Below are 18,088 nucleotides of genomic sequence, written 5' to 3'. Positions count from 1 at the left end.
GGTTAGATGATCACATTCAAATGGATTGTGTTGGGGAAATAGGTTTTAGTACTGCAAAATACGGATTGTCGTGGTGGTTTAACACAAAAGTTTTATGATCTATTTGTTAAGTTAGGAGGCGGCTACGGACAACTTGTCAGCCCGCTCCCCGCTGGCACGTCCTTTGGGAACCGAAACAAAGTCTAAAATCTGAATTACCCATGCAGAAAGGTGCTATACGTGTTCAAACAGAGAACATTTTCCCCATTATCAAGAAATTTCTTTATTCCGATCACGAGATCTTTATCCGCGAGCTGGTGAGCAATGCCGTGGATGCCACGCAAAAGCTGAAAACCCTGGCCGGCGTGGGCGAGTTCAAAGATGAACTGGGAACCCTCGAAGTCACTGTCAAACTGGACAAAGAGAAAAAGACCCTTACCATTTCCGACAACGGCGTAGGCATGACCGCGGAAGAGGTGGACAAGTACATTAACCAGGTAGCGTTTTCCGGTGCGGAAGAGTTCCTGAAAAAGTACAAAGGCCAGAACGAAGGCGCCAACATCATCGGCCATTTTGGCCTGGGCTTTTACTCTTCCTTCATGGTGAGCGACCAAGTGGAGATCTTTACCCGCTCCTGGCGCCCCGATGCGCAGGCCGTGCGCTGGGAATGCGATGGCAGCCCGGAATACCAGTTGGAGGAGACTACGAAAGAAAAACGCGGAACCGATATCGTGCTGCACATCAACGAGGAGAGTGAAGAGTTCCTGGACGAAAACCGCATCCGCAACATCCTGGAAAAATTCTGCAAATTCCTGCCGGTACCCATCCAGTTTGAAGACAAGCAGATCAATGATACCAATCCCGCCTGGACCCGCAAGCCTACGGACCTGACACCCCAGGACTACCAGGATTTCTATAAAAAGCTGTACCCCTTCTCCGAGGCGCCGCTGTTCTGGATACACCTGAACGTGGACTACCCGTTCAACCTGACCGGTATCCTGTACTTTCCTAAGATCACCAAGTCCTACGAGATACAGAAAGACAAGATCAACCTGTACTCCAACCAGGTATATGTAACGGACGAAGTAAAGGATATCGTACCGGAATTCCTGATGCTGCTGCATGGCGTAATAGACAGCCCGGACATTCCGCTGAACGTGAGCCGCAGCTACCTGCAGGGCGACCCGAATGTAAAGAAGATCAATGCCCACATCACCAAAAAGGTCGCCGACAAGCTGGATGAGATGTTCCGTACAGACCGTAAAGGGTTTGAAGAAAAATGGGAATCCATCGGCCTGTTTGTGAAATACGGTATGATGACGGACGACAAATTCCTGGATAAGGCCAACAAGTTCCATGTAATGGAAGATGTGGCCGGGGGCACCTTCTATACCCTGGAAGAATACCGCCAGGAAACACAGGCGCTGCAAACCAACAAAGAGAGCAAACTGGTGATCCTGTACGCTACCAACCCGGTACAGCAGGACGCTTACATACAGGCCGCCCAGGCCAAAGGCTACAAGGTGGTGAAGCTGGAAACCATTGTGGATGCGGCTTTCATCAACAACATGGAAATGAAATGGGAGAACGTGCAGTTTACCCGCGTAGATGCCGATATTGCGGACAACCTGGTAGACAAGGACGAAAAGACGGAGCACGTGCTGACCCAGGACCAGGAGAACAAGCTGAAGGAATTGTTTGGCCTGCAGGTGCCGCAGCAAAACATTAAAGTGGAGCTGAAAGGATTGAGCGCGGAAGCCCAGCCGGTGATCGTGACCCGTGCGGAGTTCATGCGCCGCATGAAGGATATGGCGGCTGTTGGCGGCGGTGGTATGAACTGGTATGCCAATATGCCCGACGATATTACCATGACGGTGAACGCCAATCACCCCATATACCAGCAGATACTGCAGGAAACAGATGATGACAAGCAACAGAAGCTGGTGCGCAACCTGGCCGACCTGGCCCTGCTTTCCCAGAACCTGCTGACCGGCGCTGACCTGACGGCGTTTGTAAACCGCAGCGTGGAATTGCTGGGCGGCGAAAAGAAGAGCAAAATAATTTTACAATAAAACCGGCTCCTTTCCCGTTTGAGGAAGTGTTCATTAAAGCTGCCAATTTTTTTTATAATGGTCCCGTTTAGCTTCGGCTGAACGGGACCATTTTAGTGTAAAGAAGATATATGAGAAAAGGAGCAATTAAAAATTTTAGCCATGTTTTATTGTTGGGTGCGCTGATGCTGGGGGCGTGCTCCAAGGGCGGGGAAACCGTAAAACCTGTTACCCCGCCGCCGTCAACCGGTACGGATACAACCGCTACACCACCCCCAACAACGCCGCCACCCGGGGAAGACAGTTTTCCCACTGAAACATTGGGCCTCTCCACGGAAAAGGTGACGGGAGATGTTGGGAACATCAACCCGGAATATGTATTGTATGTGCCGGATACTTACAACAGCGACAAAACCAAAAAGTGGCCCCTGGTCATCTTCCTGCATGGTGTTGGTGAAATGGGCACCGATATTAATAAGGTAAAGAATGTTGGCTTATGCAAGGTGGTGAAGGGTAAACAATTTGTAATGGTGGCGCCGCAGTGTACCAGGTGGTGGTGGAACACCGATGCCCTGCAGCAATTCTTCAAACAGATCATCACCAAATACCATGTGGACCCCAGCCGGGTATATCTTACCGGCTTAAGCATGGGCGGTTTTCAGACCTGGGTATGGGGAGAGTATTATCCTGAGCAGTTTGCCGCCATTGCGCCTATTTGCGGCGGCGGAGAAGTGGATAAGGCCTGCAGCCTTAAGAATATGCCGGTATGGGCTTTCCATAATGCCGATGATCCTACCGTCAGCGTAAACAATTCCCGTGATATGGTGAATGCTATCAAAGCCTGTGGCAGCACTTTGCTCAAGTATACGGAATATCCTACCGGCGGGCATGACGCCTGGACAAAGACCTATGCCGATGCAGACTTGTATACCTGGCTGCTGCAGCAGCATAAATGATCATTGGCCGGCCGCTACCCGGACGTCTATCACCTTCAACTGCAGCATGCTTTTCCCGTTCCATTCGTTTTCATCAATGGTGAAAACCATGTCAAAAGGCTGACGGTTGCTGACCACGGGGAACTTATCGGCCAGGAAGAAGCCGATGCCGGAAAGCGCCGGGCCGTTGCGCTCCTGCCTGATGGAGAATTTGATATGCTCGTCTTTCACGATCCTGGAAAAGCCGGTATCCGTTACATTCCGGGCTAAGAATACCGGGCGCAGGTTTTCCGGGCCCAGGGGCTCGAACTGCTGCAGTATGCCGTAAAAGCGTTTGTTGATTTCGCTGAAGCCGATCTCCGTATCGATCACGATCTCCGGTATCAGCAGCTCGGGGTCTATGGTGGTGGATACTACTTCTTCAAATTTTTGCCGGAACGCCTCCACGTTCTCGGGTTTGAGCGTCATGCCGGCCGCATAAAAATGTCCGCCGTAATTTTCCAGCAGGTCTTTGCACTGGTGGATGGCCTCATATACATTAAACCCCGTAACGGAGCGCGCGGAGCCTGCCACCTGGTCGTTGCTCTGCGTAAGAATAATGGTAGGGCGGTAAAAATATTTATCGATCAGGCGGGAGGCTACAATACCTACCACGCCTTTGTGCCAGTCTGCCTTAAACAGTACGGTGCTTTTGCGCGTGGCCAGGGTCGCGTCGTTCTGGATCAGGGCCACTGCTTCCTTCGTGATGTTGCTGTCAATTTCTTTCCGGTCAAAATTATCCGCGTGCAGCACTGCCGCAATTTCCAGGGCTTTATCCAGGTCGTTCTCCACGAAGAGGTTCACTGCTTTGCGGGCGTCGTCCATCCTGCCGGCGGCATTTACACGGGGCGCGATCACGAACACCAGGTTGGAGATGGTCAGCTTTTCTTTCAGCCCGCTGAGCTGGATGAGCGCCTGTATGCCGGGCAGGGGATCTGCATTCACTTTTTCCAGGCCGTGAAAGGCCAGGGTCCTGTTCTCGCCGGTCATGGGCACAATATCCGCCGCTATGCTGGTGGCCACCAGGTCCAGGTAGCGGAGCGCCTGTTCATCCGGCGCGCCCAGCTTCTGTCCCAGTGCGGTAATCAGCTTGAAACCGATGCCGCATCCGCTAAGTTCCTTATAAGGGTAGGGGCAGTCGTATTGCTTGGGATTGAGAATGGCCACTGCCGGTGGCAGGGTGGCATCGGGCAGGTGGTGGTCGCAGATGATAAAGTCAATACCGTGGGTTTTGGCTTCAGTGATATGGGCAATGGATTTGATTCCGCAGTCGAGGGCTATTACCAGGCTGAAATCATTTTCAATAGCGTAGCTGATGCCTGCCCCGGAAATGCCGTACCCTTCGCGGTAGCGGTGCGGGATATAAAATTCCACGCGGGGATAGATCCGCTGCAGGAAGTCGAATACCGTAGCTACCGCTGTGGTGCCGTCCACGTCATAATCACCATATACCAGTATTTTTTCCTGGTGAAAGAACGCCTGTTCAATGCGGGTCACCGCTTTATCCATGTCCTTCATGCTCCAGGGATCGTGGAGATCACTGAGGGCGGGGCGAAAGAACTGCCTGGCCGTTTCATACGTATGGATGCCGCGCTGTACCAGCAGCCGGCATAGTAAAGGATGAATGCCCAGCGCCTGTCGCAGCAACGCTTCCTCTTTTGGTTGATATGATCTTACGGTCCAGCGTTTTTGCATCTTCTTGAGTGAATGGTCAAATAGTGAACAGTGAATGGTCACTTTCACTTAAAACGTTCTATCGGTAGTAAAACGTACCAATTGTTCCAGCCCGTTCCTGATATCGCTTTCCGGGAACTGGTGCAGGATAGCGAGGGCCTCGTCGCGGTAAAGGAACATTTTATCGCGTGTATAGTCGATCCCTCCGGAAGCTTTTACCAGCGCTATCACTTCTGCTACTTTTTCTTTATCGGTGTTATGGTTCCTGACAATATAAATGATACGGCGGCGGGTTTCCGGGCTGGCATGCTGCAGGGTATAAATAAGGGGGAGCGTCAGTTTCTTTTCCCGGATATCTATGCCGGTAGGTTTGCCAATCTTATCGGTCCCGTAATCGAACAGGTCGTCCTTGATCTGGAAGGCGATGCCTACTTTTTCGCCGAAGTGGCGCATCTGTTCGGCAGCATCTTCCTGGCCGCTGGTGCTCCAGGCCCCGGCTGCGCAGGCGGCCGCCAGGAGGGAGGCTGTTTTCCGGCGGATGATCTCAAAGTAAACATCTTCCTGTATGTTGAGCTTGCGGGTCTTCTCCATTTGCAGCAGCTCGCCTTCGCTCATTTCCTTTACCGCCTCTGTCAATATCTGTAAAGTTCTGTAATCATGGTTGTTAAGAGACAGCAGTAGTCCTTTGGACAATAAATAATCGCCCACCAGCACGGCTATTTTGTTTTTCCATAAAGCATTGATAGAGAAGAAGCCTCTTCTTTCGCTGGCATCGTCCACTACGTCGTCATGCACCAGGGTAGCGGTATGCAGCAGTTCTACCAGTGCGGCAGCCCGGTAGGTGCTTTCCTGTATGTCCTGGCTGAACAGCCGGGCGGAAAGCAGTACGAACATGGGCCTGATTTGCTTGCCTTTCCGTTTAACAATATAATGCATGATCCTGTCCAGCAGTGGCACATGGCTTTTTACCGCATCCGCGAATTTGCTCTCAAAGTCATGCAATTCCTTACTGATCAGGTGTTTAATTTCGTCCATGTATTAATTAAAAAAGATTGCTAAGCTAGGCTTAAAATATCAAAGTTTTAACAATTTGGCCCTTTATTTGTAGATATCGGTATAACATTACGTTAACAATACATTATTGTTACGATAACAAATAAGCAATTTAAGGTATAACAATTGTTTTACCTAAGCTTTGTTATTTAAGTAGTTATCAATGAAAATAATATTGTAAGAAAAATTTGTATATTCATTTATGATTTTTACCTTTGCTGGGTAAAAAACGGGTTATTAGTAAATCTTTAACAGTTTTTAAATAGAAAACAATTATGGCAAGCAAAAAGTACTTATTACTGGCAGGCGCTATGAGTTTACTAGCGGCGTCTACTGGTTTTGCACAAGTTCAGCCGAACTATGATGCCCTGGACTCTTCGAAAGTTCCGGCATCCAGAATGGCGCAGCACAATAACTTTATTAACCACCAGTACGATTATCCTGCGAAACCCCGCGATATGTGGGAATTAGGTTTCCATGGTGGTTATCACTTTATCAGGGGTGACATGGATGCCCGTCCTGGTTTCGGTGGCGGTCTGTCCCTGAGAAAATCCCTGGGCCACACTTTCTCTGTGCGGGCTGAATATATCGGTTCTTTTGACCGTGGTCTGGATTATCGTCTGCGCCCTGCAACTTACGCTAACAGCACTGCATGGTCTGCGACCGCTGCCCGGAACGGTGGCATGATTGTTCCCAACTACAAAACTGCTACCCACACTGCTTCCATCGACCTGATGGCTTCCCTGAGCAATATCCTGTTCTACAAATCTCAGCCTAAAGTTAACTGGTACGTATTCGGCGGTTACAGCCTGATGCTGGCTGATGTAGACGTGGACGCCCTGGATGCTTCCGGCAATGGTTATGACTATTCCGGCATCAACTTCAGCGGCAAGCGTAAAGACATTAAAGACGACCTGAAGAACCTGCTGGACGGTGAGTACGAGCAGAACGCTCCTTCCCAGGGAAACAGGGTACAGATCGGTCGTCGTGACGACAACCAACTGCTGCGTCACGCTATCGACTTCGGTACCGGTATCGCTTTCAAAGTATCCAAGCGTTTCAACATAGGCATTGAAGAAAAACTGATCATGCCGTTTGACGATTACCTGGACGGTTATAACTCAGGCGCTTATGACGCCAGCAAAGACTTCATGTCTTACACCAGCGTTCGCCTGAACTTCAACCTGGGTAATCCCAACAAGCGTGTAGAACCGCTGTGGTGGGTTAATCCCCTGGATCACGCCTACAACGAGCTGAGCTCTCCCCGTCATATGAAGCTGCCTACTCCGGTACTGCCGGATGCTGACGGCGACGGTGTAACTGACCAGTTCGACCGCGAGCCCAACACACCTGCAGGCGCTCCTGTAGATGTAAACGGTGTTGCTAAAGACACTGACGGCGACGGTGTTCCCGATTACAAAGACAAACAACTGATCACTCCGACCTATTGCCAGCCGGTAGATGCTGACGGTGTTGGTAAGTGCCCGGATCCTGAGTGCTGCAAGAACGTTAAGCCTGCATGCGCCAGCCTGGTATTCCCCAGCGTAGCATTCAAAGGCAGCTCTACCAAGGTATCTTCCGACAACGAAGCTATCCTGTCCAGCGTTGCTAACACCCTGCGCTCTAACCCTGAGTGTAATGTACTGGTTACCGGCCACGCTGGTGCCAAAGGCAAAAAAGGCGGTGTAGACCTGAGCAGCAGAAGAGTAGATGCTGTGATCGACTACCTGGCTGACCAGCAGGGTATCGACAGGGGCCGTTTCATCAAACAAAACACTCCTGGTGAATCCAGCACTGTAGACTTAGCTCCTGCTAACTAATACAGTAGTGTATCACACCTAGCTGATATTAAAGAAAGTCCCCCGTTACGGAAAGTTCCGTGATGGGGGACTTTCCTGTTTTCAGGAATTTTGGCATATCAAATAAATATTGCCGTAATTTAGGTGGCTTTTAACTAATCCGAACAAGCGTGAGAATAGACACTAACAGGACCACTGTAGCCGGGTTGATAGTAGCACTGGGCATTATATACGGTGACATCGGTACCTCTCCATTGTACGTTTTCAAAGCCATTGTGGGTACGAACCCGATCAGCGACCTGCTGGTGATTGGCGGTATTTCCTGCATCATATGGACGCTGACCCTGCAGACCACGATCAAATACGTCATACTGACCTTAAAGGCCGATAACAAGGGGGAAGGCGGTATTTTTTCCCTCTACGCCCTGGTAAGGCGGCATGCCAGGTGGGCGGTTATCTTTGGGATGATAGGAGGAGCTGCCCTGCTGGCTGACGGTATTATCACCCCTCCCATTACCGTTACCTCCGCCATTGAGGGCCTCCGTACCCTGGAGGTGTTCAAGGACCTGGACCAGTGGATGATCGTCAAGATCGTGCTGACCATCATTGCCGGGCTCTTTTTCATGCAGCAGTTTGGCACCGTGTCCATCGGCCGGCTGTTCGGGCCGATCATGATGGTGTGGTTTTCCATGCTGGGCGTACTGGGCCTGATGCATGTGTCTGACGACCTTTCCGTACTAAAAGCATTCAGTCCCCATTATGCCATAGAATTGCTGACCACCTACCCGCAGGGGTTCCTGATTCTGGGCGCGGTATTCCTTTGTACCACCGGGGCCGAAGCGCTTTATTCTGACCTGGGCCACTGCGGCCGAAGCAACATCCGTATTTCCTGGATATTTGTAAAGACCTGCCTGATACTCAACTACCTGGGGCAGGGCGCCTGGCTGCTGACCCAACAGGGGCAGCTACTGCCAAAAGATCAGAACCCCTTCTTTACCATCATGCCGGAGTGGTTTGTCATATTTGGTGTGCTGATCGCCACCCTGGCCTCCATCATTGCCAGCCAGGCCCTTATTTCAGGGTCCTTTACGCTGATATCGGAAGCCATGCGGCTGAACCTCTGGCCCAAGCTCAAGATCAACTACCCCACCGAGATGCGGGGACAGTTGTTCATTCCCGGTATTAACGTCATGCTGTTTGTGGGCTGTACCGCCATTGTGCTTATTTTCCAGGAATCCAGCGCTATGGAGGCGGCTTACGGGCTGGCCATTACCATTACCATGCTAATGACCTCCTGCCTGTTTGCCTTTTACCTGTATACCCGCCGGGTACGGGTATCGTGGGTATTGATGTACCTCGTGATATACCTGACCATTGAATTTTCATTCCTGTTTGCCAACCTCGTAAAATTTGTGCATGGCGGTTATGTGACCGTGATCGTGGCGGGCGGATTGTTTATTGTGATGCTGGTATGGTTCAAGTCCCGCAAGATCAAGAACCGCTACGTGGAGTTTGTGCGCCTGGAAGATTACCTGCCTATACTGCAGGAGCTGAGCAACGATACCTCTATTCCCAAGTATGCCACTCACCTGGTATACATGAGCAGTGCAGACAACCCGAAGGAGATAGAGCATAAGATCATTTATTCCATTCTCAATAAAAAGCCCAAGCGGGCGGATATTTACTGGTTTGTGCACGTGGATGTGGTCGACGAGCCCTACCTCAGCGAATATTCCGTACAGACCATTATTCCCAATGAGCTGATCCGCGTGGAGTTCCGACTGGGCTTCCGGGTGGAGCAACGTATTAACCTGATGTTCCGCATGGTGGTGGAAGATATGGTGCGCAACAAGGAGGTGAACATTACCAGCCGCTATGAGTCGCTGAGCAAAGCGAACGTAGTAGGCGATTTCCAGTTCATTGTAATGGAAAAATTCCTGTCGCACGATAACGACCTCCCCCTGTATGAAAGAATGGTGATGCGCATGTATTTCTTCCTGAAGAAGATCAGCCTGTCGGAGGAGCGGGGCTTTGGCCTGGACTCCAGCTATGTAACCATAGAAAAGTACCCGCTGGTGGTAGCGCCGGTCACCAACCTGCAGTTGCGGAGGATCATTCCTTCCTGATCCTGGTAAGGCCACTGATCATATAAGTTTTAACAGGTACTGATACAAGTATTTAATAATAGCCATCCGGTGGCTATTATTACCGTACCTGTTAAAACCATATCCTTATGCATCGATCTTTACTGTTGTTAACTTTCCTGCTTAGCCCCTTCTTTTCACGCGCGCAAGGCATTTCCTTTTATTTCCCCGGCACTACCATGCCGTCCCCTGACAGCACCTGGACGGATACCAGCATCCGTGTGAGCACCGTGGTGTATGCATCCGCCATGATCGATTCGGTAACGGCCACGGCCGGCGGCCGCCAGGTTGTGCTAAGCAGCCAGCCCAACTCCGGCAGCACCTACAACGGCACGCTGTCCTTACGGGGATTGCCGGGAGATACCCTCACGCTGGTCATCACCGCCACTGATACGCTGGGTAATGACGGTGATACAGCGATCCGTTTCATTTACCGGCCTTTAAACGATCCCGCGGTATCGCTGACGGTAGACGGCCAGGCGGATTCCGCTGCCGTAAAGGCAGTACTATCCCTGCAGGCCCGTTCTGCCGGTAACACCATTGAGGTGTATCATGCCAGGTCCGGTAATAATAATGTGCTGATCGCCAGTGCGGCAGACAGTCTTGCGTCGGTAGATCTTTCTGCTTACAACGGGCAGCGGATCACGCTGAAGGTGATCGCTACGGACAGCCTGGGGCGTACCGCGCGGGAGCAACTGACGGTCTTTGTGGAAAACAGCCCTTACCTGGCTGCATACCTGACGACGCCCGGAATCATACTGGACTTCCGGCACAATAAAGCACTGGTGGCCGACACGGGTACCGGCTACCCGTTGATCGTGGATGCCGCCACCGGGCAGCGCAGTGCCCCTTTGGTGAACAGCCCGGTAACAGCGCCTGCGGAGGCTTTTGTTACGCCGGAAGGCGCTATGTTCAAAGCGGGCGCTTACCTGTATGAATGGAAGGATGGGCAGGTGGCGCTGCAGGCGCTGGGGGAAGACCTGGAGGTAGCCGGCCAGTACGCTGCCTGGCGCAATATCAATAGCCTGGTGCGCCGCCACCTTGCCACTGGCTCAATGGACTCCGCCACAATACCGGATTATTACGGCGGCGACCTGGATATAGGGCCTAACGGGGCAGTGGTTTTTGATGTATCTCCCGCCCGTTACCTGCAGCAGGTTTACCAGTACAACAACGGGCAGGTAACATTGATCTCCAGCGGATCGATAGACCATGCGCCGGTAACAGATGGCATCAATACCATCTATTACAAGGAGGACTCCGGTGGCCCGCTGTATTTCTACAACGGGCAGTTCAGTGCTTTGCTGGGCGAACTGGGTATCGGGATACCGGTTCCCGGTGAGGATTACCAGTTGAACAACCGATATGCAGCTTTTGGAAGGCAAGGGCAGATAGTGGTGAGGGACACGGCTGGTAACATGCGGCAGGTAACGGATTTTAGCTATTGCCCAACCTGCGAGAACAGGCCCATCATCGACCTGCTGAACGGCCAGGGTGAGCTGATGGTGTCCCAACAGGACAGCGGGCGCTATTTCATTAACAGCAGCGGGCAGCGCCGGCGTATCACGACCATGCCGGTAAAGGCCGATCTTTACAGCGAAGTGCTGAGCTGCTCTTTTTACGATAATGGCGACTGGTATGTGCTGATCGGGAAAACGCTCTTCAAGGTGAACCTGAACAGCAGCGCCACCACCGTGCCGCAACCGGTAATTAGTGGCCTGCAAAGCAGCTACTGCAATGTAGCGGACAGCCAGCGCGTAAAGATCGCCAACCTGCCGGCGGCCGCTTCCGGTATAACAGTGAGCGTAACGCTGGACAGCACCATTCTCCTGCCGGTAGCAGCAGACAGCACCTTTACCCTCCATCCTGACTCGCTGAGCGCGGGCCGGCACGCCCTTGATGTAATCTTTACAAAAGATACCGTTGAAAAGCGCCTGTCGCTGTCATTTACCATACAGCCTGCCGTAACGCCCGTGGTAGATGTAACGGTAAATGTAAATCCCATCATCAATGACGCCACGCCGGTGATCATTACTGCTGTCAATGTATCCGGCGGGGGCAAGCTGCCGTTGTACACCTTTGCCTGGGACCGGGATTTCATGAACCAACTGCAGGTAGAAGGCAGCAACAATACCACTACACAATCCCCGGCAGCGTTCAAGTTGGGCGAGAACAAGGTATATGTGCGTATGCGCAGCAGTGAGCAATGCTATACCACGTCCACCGCCATTGACAGCATCACGATCAATAAATCGAACATTACGGCCATTGAGGATACCGATAACCCGGGACAGCCGGTAACCATTTACCCGAACCCTTTCCACGGGCAATTGAGCATCAGCGGATTGCAGGCGGTGAAAACATACATTATCTCCCTGTATGATATACAGGGCCGGCTGGTGCTGCGCAAACGCCTGGTGAACCAGACAAAAGCGGAGCTGACAGTACGGGTTGTTACCGGCGGCATGTACATCCTGCACCTGTATGATGAGAAAGGGAAAAAGCTACTGGGCACACAGCAATTAGCCGGGTATTAGTATTATTGCGGTATGGATTCCTTTCATCACCGCATCCTGACACACGTGTCCCGGCACATTTCCCTTACTGCGGCGGAGCAGGAGCTGTTCCTTTCCCTGCTGCGGGAAAAGCGCCTCCTGCGCCGGCAGTACCTGCTGCAGGCCGGCGATGTTTGCCGGTATGACAACTATGTGCTGGAAGGCTGGCTGCGGTCCTTTTATGTAGATGACAAGGGGGAGGAGCATACCCTGCACTTTGCGACGGCGGACTGGTGGATCACGGACCTGGAGAGCTTTTTACAGGAAACACCGGCGGAAGTGCATATTGCCGCCCTCACGCCGGTAACCGTCCTGCAACTGGACAAGCCCTCGCTGGAGCGGCTGTACGCGGAGATACCGGCCTTTGAGCGTTTCTTCCGTATCCTGCATCAAAATGCTTACCTGGCGCAGAACCGGCGCATCCTGAACAACATCAGCATGAACGGGGAGGCGCGTTACCTGGACCTGCTGCAGCGCTATCCCGCCCTGGTACAGAACGTTCCCCAGAAATACATTGCCTCCTACCTGGGCATTACGCCGGTGTTCCTGAGCCAGATAAGGGCCCGACAGGGAAATGATTAAACTATTTTAACGGCATTCATTCAATTACTTTAACAGCGCTTAGCCTGTGCTGCCGCAACTTTGCATGCATAAAACATTTCACTTTATGCATAGCAACGAGCAACATTTTCCCGGCATTTTTGAACCTTTTGAGTTGCGCGGCCACCGGCTGCAGAATCGGCTGGTAGTAACGCCGATGTCGCGGGTAAGCGCCACGCCGGAGGGCGTGCCTACCTCCCTGATGCAAACCTATTACGAAGCCTTTGCCAAAGGCGGCTTCAGCATGATCATCACCGAAGGCGTGTATACCGATTCCGTAGCGGCACAGGCTTACCCGCTGCAGCCTGGGCTGGTAACACCGGCGCAAACGCAGGGCTGGTGGCAGATCACGCAAAAAGTGAAACAGCATGGAACATTGTTCATTGCACAACTGATGCATGCCGGCGCCATCTCCCAGCATACGCAGCATACCCAGGCGCCTTCCGCTATACAGCCGCTGGGCCATAAAATGCCTGAATACGGTGGGGGCGACGGGCCTTTTCCCCTACCCAGGGCGATGACGCCGGAAGATATCGCTACGGCGCGGCAGGGCTTTATCAGCGCCGCCCAACAGGCGAAGGCTGCCGGCTTTGACGGGGTAGAGATCCATGCCGCCAACGGCTACCTGCCGGATCAGTTCCTGACGGACTACACCAATACCCGGCAGGATGCATACGGCGGCACGATGGCCAACCGCTTCCGCATTATTGCAGAGATCATTGCCGGCATCCGGGCAGTGGCGCCGGCCACGTTTATCATTGGCCTGCGCCTGTCAGAAGGAAAAGTAAACCACCTGCATTACCGCTGGCCAGGGGGAGCCGCCACGGCTAGGGCGCTGCTGGCGGAGGTAGCCCAAGCGCAGCCGGATTACGTGCATATTGCTGCGGAACTGGGGAACTGGCGGCGGGAATGCCTGTATGACGATGGTACGTCCTTTACCAGCCTGGCAAAGGAGATCGTGCAGGTACCGGTAATTGCCAACGGCGGGCTGCACCAGCCGGCGCTGGCCCGGGAGGTGCTGACCGGTGGCCATGCCGACCTGCTGGCATTGGGCAAGGCGGCCATTGCCAACCCTGACTGGCCGGCACGTATACAGCGGGGCGAAAGCACCCTACCCTTTCACCCGGGCATGATAAAGCCCAGCGCCGGCATTGCCCATACCTGGCAGGTAATGGCAGCGCAACCGTTATAAGTACTTTTTTACCAGCGGATGCCTGCGCAGCCCATCGCTAAGCAGCCAACTGCCTAACAGCGCTACTACGAACGTGATGAGAAATTTCAGGAAGGCCGGTATGCCGGCAGACAGCAGGGCATACTGGCACCACACCACGAAAATGTAATGCACCAGGTAAATGCTGTAAGCATTGGCCGACAGGGAGCTCCACCAGCTCCGCGGCGTATGGGCCAGCGCCCGGAAGCTGGCAAGAAATGCCAGGCAGCTACCCGTGCAGGACAATACGTAAATGGTATAGTAAATAAGCCAGGCGGGCAGCTCCGGCAGTGCGCCGGTTTTTACCATGCGGGTGAGGAAAGGCGGGATAACAGTAAGCAGGGCATACGCCAGCAGGCAGGCCGCTATCCACAGCGGCCAGCTTTTTATCCAGCGGGCGCCGGTGGAAAAGATACCGGCCTCCTGCTTTACATTACCCGCCAACACACCCAGGATAAAATAGCCCAAATACTGCAGCACGCGGCTCAACTGGAAATCAAAGGGCCCGATGCCTGTCCACGTACCGGCGCCTACCTTCAATGCCAGGGGCACATACAGCAGCCAGGTAAGCAGCCACCATATACCGGCCAGTGCCAGCGGCTTATCTTTCAACTGCGCCAGCAATGCGCTTAGCCTGGCGCAGGTAGTTTTCATGAAGGGATAGCACAGCGCAAATAGCAGGTTAAAGGCAAACAGCTCCCAGATGAACCAGGGCGGCCCTACCGGCCAGGCTTCCGTGGTGAAGTAATCAATGATATATCCTTTGACGTCATGCCGGCCATGCGCTACATAATAAGCAGGATAATAGGCCAGCAGCATCAGCACCGTAACGCCAAAGACAAAGGGAACGAACAAACGGTAAAACCGGTCGCGGATAAAAACGGCCATGCCCTTTTTATGCAGGGCCGGCAGCACGAAGAGACCGCTGATAAAGAACATCAGGGACATGAAGAACACATCGTTGAAGTTCTCGAAGATATCCAGTCCTACCCAGCGCCGGCTGTCCACTATGGGATGCGTGGAAAGGATATAGGCCTGCGCGTTAAAGCTGGCAAAGGTGGTGTAGGCCAGGGAAGCGTGGTGGGCCACTACTAAAACAGTAATGAAGGAGCGGAGATAATCTGTCCACAGGGTACGGGCGGGTGGCGGCATGCAGGGTTTTTTCAGGTAAGATACGTTTTTTGATTTGCAAAAGCGGACACCGGGATGTATCAAAAGCGGACATTTGAAAGGACGCGTGTAGCTGTAACGCACTGGTAATCAGCAGGGGTAAAAACTGGCATTGCTTTAGTCGTCCCGAAACGGACACTCCACTAAAAAACCTATCATGATCGGGAACTATTTGAAGACAGCTTTCAGAAGCCTGCGCCGCAATAAAAGCTATACGTTTATTAATATTGCCGGCCTCACCATTGGCATAGCCGTATGCCTGGTGATCTTTATCGTGATAAGGTATGAAAGCAGCTTTGATAATTTTCACCGGCATCATGACCGCATCTACCGGGTGATGACGAAAGGTGAAAAGGGCGGCGTTGCTTCCTGCGTACCCTTTCCTTTGCCTGCCGCTATGAAGAATGATTTTCCTTCCTGGCAAAGCACGGGTATGGCTATGCTCCGCAACCTGCAGGTGGCGGTGATGGAAAAGAACGCAGCGCCGAAACTGTTCAAGGAGCGAACAGGCGCTTTCCTGGTGGAGGCGGCTTTTTTCCGCATCTTTAATTTTCCCTGGCTGGCCGGCGAACCATCTACTGCGCTGCAGGACCCTAACAGCGCCGTATTGACCCGGTCAACAGCGGAAAGATACTTTGGCGACTGGAAGAACGCGATGGGAAAGACCATTAAGGTCAGTAATGACGACCTGCTCACCATTACCGGCATTCTGCAGGATGCGCCTTCCAATACGGATTTTCAGCTAAGCATCGTAATACCTTACCACCTCGCTAAATATTCGCAGAGTAAGGACTGGGTGTCCATTAGTAGCGATCATAAATGTTTTGTGCTGTTGCCGCCGCAGGTAACGGCAGCCGCCGCGGAGCGGCAACTGGTTGCATTCTCCGGGAAGTACCGGGCAGCGGACAACAAGGCCATACAGGTATTGCAGCCGCTGGGCCAGGTACATACGGATACTTCTACCGACAATTACCTGGGCAGGACCGTTGGCCCGGAGCGCATACGGATCCTGTGGTTGATTGCGCTGTTCATCCTTTGCATTGCCTGTGTAAACTTCATCAATCTGTCTACCGCGCAGGCGGTGAACCGGGCCCGGGAAATAGGCGTGCGGAAAGTGCTGGGCAGCGGGCGCTGGCAGATCAACCTGCAGTTCCTGCTGGAAACATGCCTGCAGGTGCTGGCCGGGGTAATGCTTGCCCTGCTGATAGTCGCGCTGATCATTCCCCCGGTAAACGATATCCTGGGCATTACCTTGTCCCTGCATTTGCTGAACAATACGGGCGTATTTATCTTTTTACTGATCACTACTATTGTGGTCACTATACTGGCGGGTTTTTATCCTGCGCTGGTATTATCCGGCTTTAACCCCATAGCCGCGCTGAAGAGCAGGATCACTGCGAAGAGTACCCGGGGCTTATCGCTACGCAGGGCGCTGGTGGTGTTCCAGTTCATTATCGCGCAGGCGCTGATCATAGGCACCTTGCTGCTGATCCGGCAGATCAACTACTTTGAGCAGACGCCGATGGGATTTAAGAAAGACGCGATCGTGGATGTGCCTTTTCCCAGCGACAGCGCCAGCCGCAGCCGGCTGAATTACCTGCGGGACAAGCTGATGGCTATAAAGGAAGTACAGCAGGTGAGCTTTAACTCCAACACGCCGGCGGATGATGATAACTGGTGGACGGAATTCAGGTTTGACCATGCTGCCAAAGAAACGGAGTTTGCCATGCTCAGCAAGTTTGTGGATCACCAGTACGTACCTACTTACCAGTTGCCGCTGGCCGCCGGCCGGAATATTACCGCTACCGACTCTGTCAACGAATTTTTAGTGAACGAAGCGGTGGTAAAAAAGCTGGGCTTTTCTGATCCTAATGATGTGCTGAACAAGGAAGTGGACCTCTGGGGCGGCGCAGCGAAAGGCCCGATAGTAGGGGTGCTGAAAAACTTTCATTCCAACTCCCTGAAGGAAGATATTGTGCCCCTGTTTATGGTAAATATGAAGCGGCTATACAGTACGGCGGGCATTCAGCTCAGCACCACGAATATACCTGCTGCGTTACGGCAGATTGAGCGCATCTGGAAGGAAACCTATCCCAATTATGTTTTTGAATACGAGTTCCTGGACGAGCGGATCGGTAATTTTTACCGGGAGGAAAGACAGCTCTCCCGGTTGTACAAGGTGTTTTCAGCGATTGCCATTTTTCTGAGCTGCCTGGGCTTGTACGGGCTGGCCTCCTTTATGGCGGTACAACGTATTAAAGAGGTAGGCATCCGCAAGGTGCTGGGCGCTACCACGGCCCACGTGGTATACCTGTTCTCCAAAGATTTTATGCTGCTGATAGCGATCGCCTTTGTAATTGCCTGTCCGCTGACCTGGTATTTCATGCACCAATGGCTGCAGCATTTTGTATACCATATTAACATCGGCTGGTGGACGTTTGTAGCCGGCGGACTGGGCGCGGTAGTGATAGCACTGGTGACGATCAGCTTCCAGGCGATAAAGGCAGGGATGGCGAACCCGGCGGAGAGTTTGAAGGTGGAGTAGGGGGTAGGACATTAAGTCAACGATAACTTGGTATCTCGGCGTAGGGCATATCTTTATGTTGTGATTTGCTTTCAAATTAATCTGTACCTTAGGTCAACAACAACGTAACAACACCAGAGCCGAATGTTGTTGGGTTGTGATTTGCTTTCAAATTAATCTGTACCTTAGGTCAACAACAACAAGTACCATGTACCCCCAACGTTCTGCACCGTTGTGATTTGCTTTCAAATTAATCTGTACCTTAGGTCAACAACAACTTCACCAACGCGCAATACCAACAGCTTTTGGTTGTGATTTGCTTTCAAATTAATCTGTACCTTAGGTCAACAACAAC

Annotated in this window: 11 protein-coding genes; 8 read left to right on the top strand and 3 right to left on the bottom strand. The window is 52.4% G+C overall.

Going from position 1 to position 18,088, the window contains the following annotated elements:
- Positions 1-200: 200 nt before the first annotated feature.
- Together htpG and LX66_RS00775 are read left to right on the top strand one after the other, a co-directional pair.
- Entirely contained in the window at positions 201-2,051 is a 1,851-nt protein-coding gene (gene htpG, locus LX66_RS00780) for a molecular chaperone HtpG (protein WP_145709985.1), read from the top strand.
- Between the two features lie 110 nt (positions 2,052-2,161).
- Complete coding sequence (locus LX66_RS00775) at positions 2,162-2,986, top strand: carboxylesterase family protein (RefSeq protein WP_145709984.1); 825 nt, start codon at positions 2,162-2,164, stop codon at positions 2,984-2,986.
- Here LX66_RS00775 and recJ read toward each other — a convergent pair whose 3' ends face one another.
- Positions 2,987-4,699 carry a single-stranded-DNA-specific exonuclease RecJ gene (recJ, locus tag LX66_RS00770; RefSeq protein WP_145709983.1) on the bottom strand — a complete coding sequence of 571 codons (1,713 nt, stop codon included), beginning with the start codon at positions 4,697-4,699 and terminating at the stop codon, positions 2,987-2,989.
- A gap of 48 nt (positions 4,700-4,747) precedes the next feature.
- Positions 4,748-5,713: a polyprenyl synthetase family protein gene (locus LX66_RS00765; protein ID WP_145709982.1), complete on the bottom strand. Its 966-nt coding sequence runs from the start codon at positions 5,711-5,713 to the stop codon at positions 4,748-4,750.
- Between the two features lie 524 nt (positions 5,714-6,237).
- On the opposite strand from LX66_RS00765, the gene LX66_RS00760 reads away from it, so the two are divergent.
- The 5 genes from LX66_RS00760 (at position 6,238) to LX66_RS00740 (ending at position 14,021) form a co-directional block, all read left to right on the top strand.
- Positions 6,238-7,551 carry an OmpA family protein gene (locus LX66_RS00760; RefSeq protein WP_158642498.1) on the top strand — a complete coding sequence of 438 codons (1,314 nt, stop codon included), beginning with the start codon at positions 6,238-6,240 and terminating at the stop codon, positions 7,549-7,551.
- A gap of 149 nt (positions 7,552-7,700) precedes the next feature.
- The gene (locus LX66_RS00755) at positions 7,701-9,656 is read left to right on the top strand and encodes a KUP/HAK/KT family potassium transporter (RefSeq protein WP_145709980.1); all 1,956 of its coding nucleotides are present in this window, start codon (positions 7,701-7,703) and stop codon (positions 9,654-9,656) included.
- A 107-nt stretch (positions 9,657-9,763) separates the two neighbouring features.
- On the top strand, positions 9,764-12,211 hold the full coding sequence (locus LX66_RS00750; protein WP_145709979.1) for a T9SS type A sorting domain-containing protein: 2,448 nt from the start codon (positions 9,764-9,766) through the stop codon (positions 12,209-12,211).
- A 12-nt stretch (positions 12,212-12,223) separates the two neighbouring features.
- Positions 12,224-12,811 carry a Crp/Fnr family transcriptional regulator gene (locus LX66_RS00745; protein WP_145709978.1) on the top strand — a complete coding sequence of 196 codons (588 nt, stop codon included), beginning with the start codon at positions 12,224-12,226 and terminating at the stop codon, positions 12,809-12,811.
- A gap of 85 nt (positions 12,812-12,896) precedes the next feature.
- Entirely contained in the window at positions 12,897-14,021 is a 1,125-nt protein-coding gene (locus LX66_RS00740) for an oxidoreductase (RefSeq protein WP_145709977.1), read from the top strand.
- On the opposite strand, the gene LX66_RS00735 is transcribed toward LX66_RS00740, so the two are convergent.
- Positions 14,016-15,191: an acyltransferase family protein gene (locus LX66_RS00735; protein ID WP_145709976.1), complete on the bottom strand. Its 1,176-nt coding sequence runs from the start codon at positions 15,189-15,191 to the stop codon at positions 14,016-14,018. The two genes, LX66_RS00740 and LX66_RS00735, sit on opposite strands and share 6 nt — an antisense overlap.
- A gap of 175 nt (positions 15,192-15,366) precedes the next feature.
- On the opposite strand from LX66_RS00735, the gene LX66_RS00730 reads away from it, so the two are divergent.
- Positions 15,367-17,754 carry an ABC transporter permease gene (locus LX66_RS00730; RefSeq protein WP_145709975.1) on the top strand — a complete coding sequence of 796 codons (2,388 nt, stop codon included), beginning with the start codon at positions 15,367-15,369 and terminating at the stop codon, positions 17,752-17,754.
- The last annotated feature ends 334 nt before the right edge of the window (positions 17,755-18,088 follow it).

Source organism: Chitinophaga japonensis, from assembly GCF_007830125.1.
GTDB lineage: Bacteria > Bacteroidota > Bacteroidia > Chitinophagales > Chitinophagaceae > Chitinophaga > Chitinophaga japonensis.
Note: the sequence above shows the minus strand (reverse complement) of the source record. Positions and strands in the feature narration are given on the sequence as shown.

Bases quoted from the DNA above. Each gene is read 5' to 3' on its own strand.
- LX66_RS00765 (WP_145709982.1), bottom strand. From the start codon at position 5,713: ATGGACGAAATTAAACACCTGATCAGTAAGGAATTGCATGACTTTGAG.
- recJ (WP_145709983.1), bottom strand. From the start codon at position 4,699: ATGCAAAAACGCTGGACCGTAAGATCATATCAACCAAAAGAGGAAGCG.
- LX66_RS00730 (WP_145709975.1), top strand. From the start codon at position 15,367: ATGATCGGGAACTATTTGAAGACAGCTTTCAGAAGCCTGCGCCGCAAT.
- LX66_RS00775 (WP_145709984.1), top strand. From the start codon at position 2,162: ATGAGAAAAGGAGCAATTAAAAATTTTAGCCATGTTTTATTGTTGGGT.
- LX66_RS00745 (WP_145709978.1), top strand. From the start codon at position 12,224: ATGGATTCCTTTCATCACCGCATCCTGACACACGTGTCCCGGCACATT.
- LX66_RS00750 (WP_145709979.1), top strand. From the start codon at position 9,764: ATGCATCGATCTTTACTGTTGTTAACTTTCCTGCTTAGCCCCTTCTTT.
- LX66_RS00735 (WP_145709976.1), bottom strand. From the start codon at position 15,191: ATGCCGCCACCCGCCCGTACCCTGTGGACAGATTATCTCCGCTCCTTC.
- LX66_RS00760 (WP_158642498.1), top strand. From the start codon at position 6,238: ATGGATGCCCGTCCTGGTTTCGGTGGCGGTCTGTCCCTGAGAAAATCC.
- LX66_RS00740 (WP_145709977.1), top strand. From the start codon at position 12,897: ATGCATAGCAACGAGCAACATTTTCCCGGCATTTTTGAACCTTTTGAG.
- htpG (WP_145709985.1), top strand. From the start codon at position 201: ATGCAGAAAGGTGCTATACGTGTTCAAACAGAGAACATTTTCCCCATT.